At 67.2% G+C, this 7,044-nt stretch carries 7 protein-coding genes and 1 pseudogene; 3 read left to right on the top strand and 5 right to left on the bottom strand.

Annotated elements, in window-relative coordinates; genetic code table 11:
• Positions 1–213 (top strand): annotated as a pseudogene (locus tag G6018_RS17085) (ATP-dependent dethiobiotin synthetase BioD); the annotation flags it as partial.
• Here G6018_RS17085 and G6018_RS03230 read toward each other — a convergent pair.
• The 4 genes from G6018_RS03230 to G6018_RS03215 all read right to left on the bottom strand — a co-directional run bounded on the left by G6018_RS03230 (position 201) and on the right by G6018_RS03215 (position 3,681).
• A complete protein-coding gene (locus G6018_RS03230) occupies positions 201–839 on the bottom strand; it encodes a Fic family protein (protein ID WP_182638698.1) in 639 nt (212 codons plus the stop codon). The pseudogene G6018_RS17085 and the gene G6018_RS03230 sit on opposite strands and share 13 nt — an antisense overlap.
• A 4-nt stretch (positions 840–843) precedes the next feature.
• The gene (locus tag G6018_RS03225) at positions 844–1,026 is read right to left on the bottom strand and encodes a hypothetical protein (protein ID WP_182638697.1); all 183 of its coding nucleotides are present in this window, start codon (positions 1,024–1,026) and stop codon (positions 844–846) included.
• A gap of 138 nt (positions 1,027–1,164) precedes the next feature.
• Positions 1,165–2,643 carry a glutamine synthetase family protein gene (locus G6018_RS03220; protein ID WP_182638696.1) on the bottom strand — a complete coding sequence of 493 codons (1,479 nt, stop codon included), beginning with the start codon at positions 2,641–2,643 and terminating at the stop codon, positions 1,165–1,167.
• 57 nt (positions 2,644–2,700) lie between these two features.
• Positions 2,701–3,681 carry an MsnO8 family LLM class oxidoreductase gene (locus G6018_RS03215; protein ID WP_182638695.1) on the bottom strand — a complete coding sequence of 327 codons (981 nt, stop codon included), beginning with the start codon at positions 3,679–3,681 and terminating at the stop codon, positions 2,701–2,703.
• 308 nt (positions 3,682–3,989) lie between these two features.
• Between G6018_RS03215 and G6018_RS03210 the strand changes: the two genes are divergently transcribed.
• Positions 3,990–5,144 carry a phosphotransferase family protein gene (locus tag G6018_RS03210; protein ID WP_241730974.1) on the top strand — a complete coding sequence of 385 codons (1,155 nt, stop codon included), beginning with the start codon at positions 3,990–3,992 and terminating at the stop codon, positions 5,142–5,144.
• 95 nt (positions 5,145–5,239) lie between these two features.
• On the opposite strand, the gene G6018_RS03205 is transcribed toward G6018_RS03210, so the two are convergent.
• Positions 5,240–5,917 (bottom strand): TRIC cation channel family protein, encoded by a 678-nt coding sequence (locus G6018_RS03205; protein WP_182638693.1) that lies wholly within the window; start codon positions 5,915–5,917, stop codon positions 5,240–5,242.
• Between the two features lie 152 nt (positions 5,918–6,069).
• Here G6018_RS03205 and G6018_RS03200 point away from each other — a divergent pair, with 152 nt between their 5' ends.
• Positions 6,070–7,023, top strand: coding sequence for an IS630 family transposase (locus G6018_RS03200; protein ID WP_347237779.1), 954 nt, complete (start codon positions 6,070–6,072; stop codon positions 7,021–7,023).
• Positions 7,024–7,044: the final 21 nt, after the last annotated feature.

The following is a 7,044-nucleotide window of genomic DNA, read 5'->3' as shown; positions in this document are numbered from 1 at the left end:
GCCGGGATCGTGATCGGCTCGTGGCCGTACGAACCGGACCTCGCCGAGCGCCTCAACCTGGAGGATCTGCCCCGACTGACCGGGGTCCCGGTGCTCGGCCGGGTGCCCGCGGGGGCAGGTCGGCTAGAGCCCGCGGAGTTCGCCCGTCTCGCGCCGGGGTGGTTCAGCGATAGGTTTCTTGCTGCGCTTCCAGAAGAGAATCAGTATTCGTAGGCGGGATCTGAATCGATGATCCTCGCGAACATGTTCTCCATCAGTGCGAGGTCACCCGCGGATCTCGCTACATGGCACGCATTGTGCAGTTCAACCGAATCAGTTCGCTGCCAGTCCAACCCGACGCCAGTCTCGGACAGCAGTAGATCGAAGAACTCACGCGTTGCGCGTCCATTCCCTTCACGGAACGGATGCGCAAAGTTGACGTAGTCGTATAAGTGGGCAATTTCCCGGAGAAGATTCTCTGGCGGGATGCCCGCCAGTCGGTTCGACTCCCATACTCTCCGGGCCACGTATGCCATCGGCCGTGGGATATCGAGTGGCGGACAGAACGACTCGCGACCTTTCTCGATGCCCACAGTTCGTAGATCGCCCGCCCAGGCGTAGACATCCTGAAATAAGTGGCGGTGGATCGCCTGGAAGAACGCCAGGTCGTACGTTCGCTCACCCAAGAGCTCTGGGACTTCTCGGAGCTCGATGAGCCGCGCTTCGACAAGATCGTTCTCCGCGTCTCGGAGATCACCAACAACGGAGATATTCAGCTTGTTCCTGAGCACTGTAGTACCGGGAATGAAATACCCGGACCAATTCCGTTCATGGCTCCCTGAATCCCACGGGTGCGGCACTCGGCTAGGAGATGTTGTACCGGCGGCGGACGCGATCCCCCAGCTCGGAGGCACTGATGGTGCCACGCGCATATGCGAGCTGGTCAGCTCGCGTGGCGCTCGTGCTAGTGGCCCCTTCCAATTCTGAAGTGCGGCGAATAGACCGAATCGCGCGGACGCGTCGCTGAGTACGCTGAGCCCTCGTCATCCCGTCACCTTCCATGGCTTCGAGGATAGTCGACGGTTCAGACACACTGCGTCGTACCGCCATACAGAAGGCGTCGTCACCACGTCCTTTCATCGCCCGCCGGGCCACTAGCCGAGTCCAGCCGCGTCACGGCGGGACTCACCCCACGTGCCAGTGACGGCGGATGAGCTCCTCCCGCGCGGTCTCGTCGTCAGCACCCTCCCCGCCCGGCGTGTTGTCGTCGGCCTCGCGCAGGCCCGCGAGCAAGGCGTCGATGAGCTGCTCGGGGAACACGCCGTCGGCTTCGAACACCCCACGCTCGGCCTCGAGGACGTCGGCCGCCTCGGTACACGAGGAGGGCAGCTGCTCGAAGTCGTCGTTGTCGTCCGCCTTCAGGTGCTCGGCCTGCTCCAGGCTCCCGGGGTCGTTCAGGCCGCGCGTCGCCGCGACCGCCATGCCGGCCAGGAGCAGGTGCACGTCTGCCGAGCCGTCGCCGAGTCGCAACTCGATGGTCTGGGGGTCCGTGGCCGGTTCGGGGACGGGCTCGGTGCTTCCGGGATTGGCGTGGGCCACCATGTCGGCCAGCACGTCGCCGCCCCAGGCCAGTGGGACCCGCACCAGACCGGTGCGGTCCTTCTCGCCCCAGCAGATGTCCTCGGGTGACTCGTCGCCGGCGGTGAACCGCAGGTAGGACGTGGGGACCGTGTTGCCGAACGCGGCCAGCGCCCTGGCCGCCGAGAGGTAGCCGGCGATCAATCGTCGCCCGGTGTCGTTGATCCCCTGCTTGGTGACGACGGTGTTGGTGCCGTTCCGCACGAGCCGGCTGTGGATGTGCAGTCCGTTGCCTGCGCCCTCGCCGCTCACCAGTGGCGCGAAGGTCGCCTCGAGGCCGTGGGCGTAGGCGACCTCGCGCACCACCCATTTGGCCAGGACGAGGTGGTCGGCAGCCTGCTCCAGGGGCACGGGCTGGAGCTCGATCTCGTGCTGGACCAGCTGACGGTCATCCTCGAGGATGTTGCCGACCTCGCCGTGGGCGTACTTCAGCGGCACCCCCATGGCGCAGAGATGACCCAGCACCTGCTCCCGGACCCGCTCGTGCTTGGAGAAGGGGCCCGACTCCTGGTACCCGCGCTCCTCCTCCACGGGGAAGAGCGATTCGGGCTCGTGGGCGAGGTAGTACTCCAGCTCGCCGAAGGCCTCGAGCGTCATACCGGTCTCCTGGGTCAGCACCTCGGCGGCGCGGCGCACGACCTGCTCGCGCGCGTACGGCAGCGGCGTGCCGTCCTCGCGGTAGAAGGAACACAGGACGTCGAGCGAGGTCCGCTCGCCGAAGGGGTTGAGGAAGGCGGTGCGGTGGCGCGGGACGATGTAGACGTCACTGGCGTCGGTGTCGGTCCCGGGGAATACGCTCGAGCCGTCCACGCGCTCTCCTCGCGTCAGAACCTCGTGGAGGTGCTGGCGGGAGTTGATGGGGAAGGCCAGGGTCTTCAGACGGCCGTCGCCGCCGACGTAGCGCAGGTTCACCTGCTCCAGTCCCAGCTCTTCGACCGCCCGGACGAGGGCGTTCGCGGTGAACTCCGCCGAAGGCATGCCGAGCAGGCGGACGAGGGGGTGGGGTTCAAATGCGTCGATGGCCATGCCTCGTTCTACCAGCGCCGCGGCGCAGTCCCCACCGGACTCAGGACCAATCCAGTTTCAGAACCACAGCTCGGCCAGCAGCTCGATCGACCGGTTCCGCACCGCCGGGTCGAACGCGTAGGTCACGGTGATCAGCTCGTCCGCGCCCGTGCGCTCCACGAACTCGTCCAGTTGCGCCTTGACCGTCTCGGGTGATCCCACCGCGCTGATCTCGAGCATCCCGGGCGAGCTGCCGGCGAACTGCGCCGGGTCGACGGGCGGCTGGATCTTGCGGCGTCGCCCGGCCCGCAGGTCGAGGAACATCTGCTGGAGGGTGGTGAACTCGCGTTGAGCTTCCTCGTCGGTGTCGGCGACGATCACGTTGATCCCGGCCATCACCTGGGGCGTGTCGATGCGTGCGGTGGGCGCCTCGGTGCTGAAGGACTCCCGGTAGACGCGGATGGCGTCGTCGATCTGGTCGGGCGCGAAGTGCGAGGCCAGCGAGAACGGCAAGCCCAACTGCCCGGCGATCGAGGCGCCGTTGACGGTGGACCCGAGCACCCAGATCGGCACCTCCATGCCCTGTGAGACCGACGACAGGATCGGGGTGCTGTGCGCCGTGCCGGTCTCGCCGAACCACGCCTGCAGGTCGTAGATGTGCTGGGCGAAGGCCTGCGGCTCGGCCGACGACCGGCTCAGTGCCTGGGCGGTCATCCCGTCGGTTCCGGGGGCGCGGCCCAGGCCCAGGTCGATGCGGTCGCCGTGGAGGTTAGCGAGCGTGCCGTACTGCTCGGCCACCATGAGCGGCGCGTGGTTGGGCAGCATCACGCCGCCGGAGCCCACGCGGATCCGCTCCGTCACCGAGGCCGCCTGCGAGATGAGCAACGCCGTGGCGCTGGAGGCGAGGTTGGGCGTGTTGTGGTGCTCGGCGAACCACAGCCGCGAGTAGCCCAGCCGATCGGTGAGCTGCGCGGACTCCATCGAGGCGGCGATGCCCTCACGCGCGGTGGAGCCTTCCGAGATGGAGACCAGGTCGAGGATGCTCAAGGGGACCGACACAACACACCTATTTCTACGTTTACCGTTGCATTAAGGGCCGTGGTGGCCCACGCCCAGAGGCTACCGATCCGCCCATGTCGGTGACGGATCACCGATCTCCCCACCCCCTGTCGGTCCGGGGAACTACCGCGAAGCACTGCGCCGAGGTACGACGACGACGAGGTCCGCCGCCCCAGACCGCGTGGGCGACTGCGGGGATGCGCATTTCGGATCCTACGGATTGTGCGTTGGGTCACACTGTGCTCATCGCGGGTCCCGCCCGCGCATCAGGTCCGTACGAAGGGTCCGAACCACATGACGACGATCGCATGACCACCGCACGCTCCGACGAACCACTCCACCAACGGGTGACCTCGGGCGAGGCCGACCTTGACGAGTTCCGCGACCGCCTCACCGCCTGGCTCGCGGCCCGCGACGAGGTCGACGCCTCCGCAGGTGTCGAGGTCTCGGCGGTGAGCAGGCCGGAGAGTTCGGGGATGTCCAACATCTCGGTCCTCTTCGACGCCACCTGGACCCCGGCCGGCCCGGCGTCGCCAGGAGGCACGGCCGAGCCGCAGTCGGCGCAGCTGGTGGCCCGGATGTGTCCGCAGGACGGCGCGTTTCCGGTGTTCCCCGTCTACGACCTGGCCAAGCAGTTCGACGTGATGCGGGTGGTCGGCGAGAACACCGACCTGCCGGTCCCCCGTGTCCGCTGGCTCGAGCAGGATCCGGCCATCCTCGGCACGCCCTTCCTGGTGATGGACAGGGCCACGGGCCTCGCCCCAGTCGACAATCCCCCTTACGTCTTCGACGGCTGGCTGCTGGAGATGGATCCCGGGCAGCGGGCCGAGGTCCAGCGGGAGTCCGTGGCCGTCCTGGCCGCGGTCCACGGCATCGAGGATCCCGCCGGGCGGCTGCCGTCGCTCGCCGCGGCGCACGGGGTGAGCGCGCTGCGTGCCCACGTGGACGAGCAGCGGGCCTACTACGAGTGGACGACCCGGGAGGACGGACTGCGGATTCCGGTGATCGAGCGGGCCTTCGAGTGGATCGAGGCCCACTGGCCCGCCGAGACCGGCCCCGACGTACTGAGCTGGGGCGACGCCCGCATCGGCAACATCCTCTACACCGGCACCAGCCCCACGGCGGTGCTGAACTGGGAGATGGCGGCCATCGCGCCCGCGGAGGTGGACCTGGGCTGGCTCCTCTACTTCCACGACCTGTTCCAGGACCTCGCGGTGACCTTCGAGTTCCCCGGTATCCCGGACCTGTTCGACCACGGCGACGTGGTGGCGCAGTACGAGCAGCTCACCGGCTCCGCTGTCCGCGACCTGCCGTTCTACTACGTCTACGCGGGCCTGCGGCAGGCGATCATCCTGTCGCGGATCACGCGCCGTCGTATCCACTTCGGGGAGCAGGAGACGCCCGCGACCCCGGACGAGTACGTGCTGCACCACACGATGCTCGAGCGGCTCATCGTGGGCTGATGTCCACGCCGACGCCCGCTGCGATATTTCACCAGTTCGAGCTTACGACGGGCCAATCTCGCCCGCCCCCATCCTTGATTGTCAAGCCTGGTAGGTCAGTCCAGGTCGTCCGACGAGATCCGGCTCCAGCGGTGCCGACCGCGTCCACGTGGACGGTGCTCGATCTCCTGGTAGTCGAACACCGGTAGTGAGAGTTTGAAGCGGATCGCGGCCACCCGCAGGCCGAACCCCACGACCAGGGTGATCGCGGCGCCCCAGTTCTCCGGGACGCCCGCAGCCACGAGGCCCACGTAGACGAGCGCGGCCAGGATGGCGACGCTGGCGTACAGCTCGTGTCGGAACACGAGTGGCACCCGGTCGCACAGCAGGTCACGCATGACTCCCCCGAACACGCCCGTGATGACCGCGGCGGCGACGGCGATGATGACGCCGTGCCCCATTTCCAGGGCGATCCGAGCACCGAAGATCGCGAAGACGGTCAGTCCGAGTGCGTCGAGTCCGAGGAAGAGCACCCGGAAGTGCCGCATGAGTGGCGCGACGAACACGGTCACGACCGCGGCCGCCGCGACCAGCGCGAGGTAGGACGGATTCTCCACCCAGATGAGCGGATAGTGGTCCAGCAGGGCGTCCCGGATCGAACCGCCGCCGATGGCGGTGACGCACGCGACGATCACCACGCCGAACAGGTCCATGCGCTCGCGGCCGGCGGCCAGCGCACCGGTCATCGCCTCGGCGGTGATGCCGATGAGGAACAGAATGGTGAGGAACTCCACGGGTCCGGTCAGTCCGTGAGAGAGGCGAGATGAGGGGTCAGTATGGGCCCATCCCCCCGCCTGCCCGTGGGGAGCGCACCGCGGGGGCCGGATGCGGTCTGCTCAGGCCGCGCCTAGTGGCGCGCGTGTGAATTAGTTTTACGGTTCGGTTTGTGAAATCATGGGGCATGGCGAATCGACCTGCCCCGGCATTGATGTTGCGTCCCGGCGATCGCGAGAAGCTTGAGAGAATGACGCGCTCGCAATCGATGTCGGCGGGCATGGTGCAGCGGGCGCGGATCGTGCTGCTGGCCTCGGAGGGAAGACGCAATTCCGAGATCGCCGAGCTGGCCGGCGCGTCGCGGCCGAAGGTGAACCTCTGGCGGTCCAGGTATGAGGACAAGGGTATTGCCGGACTGGCAGATGAGAAGCGCTCTGGCCGGCCCCGCACGATCGATCACGCCGAGATCGTGACGGCGACCTTGATGCCCCCGCCGAAGAGCTTGGGCGTGACTCACTGGTCTTCGCGACTGCTGGCGGCGCGGTTGAAGGTCTCGGCCTCGACGGTGGTCACGGCCTGGCGGGCATATGGGATCAAGCCGTGGCGGGCCGAGTCTTTCCGGTTCTCCACCGATCCCGAACTGGTCGGCAAGGTCACCGACATCTGCGGCCTGTACCTGGCGCCACCGGAGAACGCGATCGTGCTGTGCGTGGACGAGAAGTCCCAGATCCAGGCGCTGGATCGCACCCAGCCGATCTTGCCCATGCAGCCCGGCCTGATCGAGCGACGCAGCCACGACTACGTCCGGCACGGCACCAGCACTCTGTTCGCGGCCCTGGACATTGCCACCGGGCAGGTGACAGCCGCGCTCAAACCGCGACACCGAAACCAGGAGTTCCTGGCGTTCCTGAAGCAGATCGAGCGGGCGTACCGTGATGTTGTCGACGCCGATGGCCAGCCGGTCGAGCTGCACCTGGTGATGGACAACTACGCCGCCCACAAGCACGCGAACGTGAAGGCCTGGTTGGCCGACAATCCACGGTTCAAAATCCATTTCACGCCGACCCACGCCTCGTGGATGAACCTCGTGGAGGTCTGGTTCGGCATCGTCGAACGCCAGGCCTGACTTCCACAAGTTGACGCTGTT

This window comes from Dietzia sp. DQ11-44 (assembly GCF_014145205.1).
Classification (GTDB): Bacteria; Actinomycetota; Actinomycetes; order Mycobacteriales; family Mycobacteriaceae; genus Dietzia; species Dietzia natronolimnaea.
This window is presented reverse-complemented; position numbering and strand designations above follow the sequence as displayed.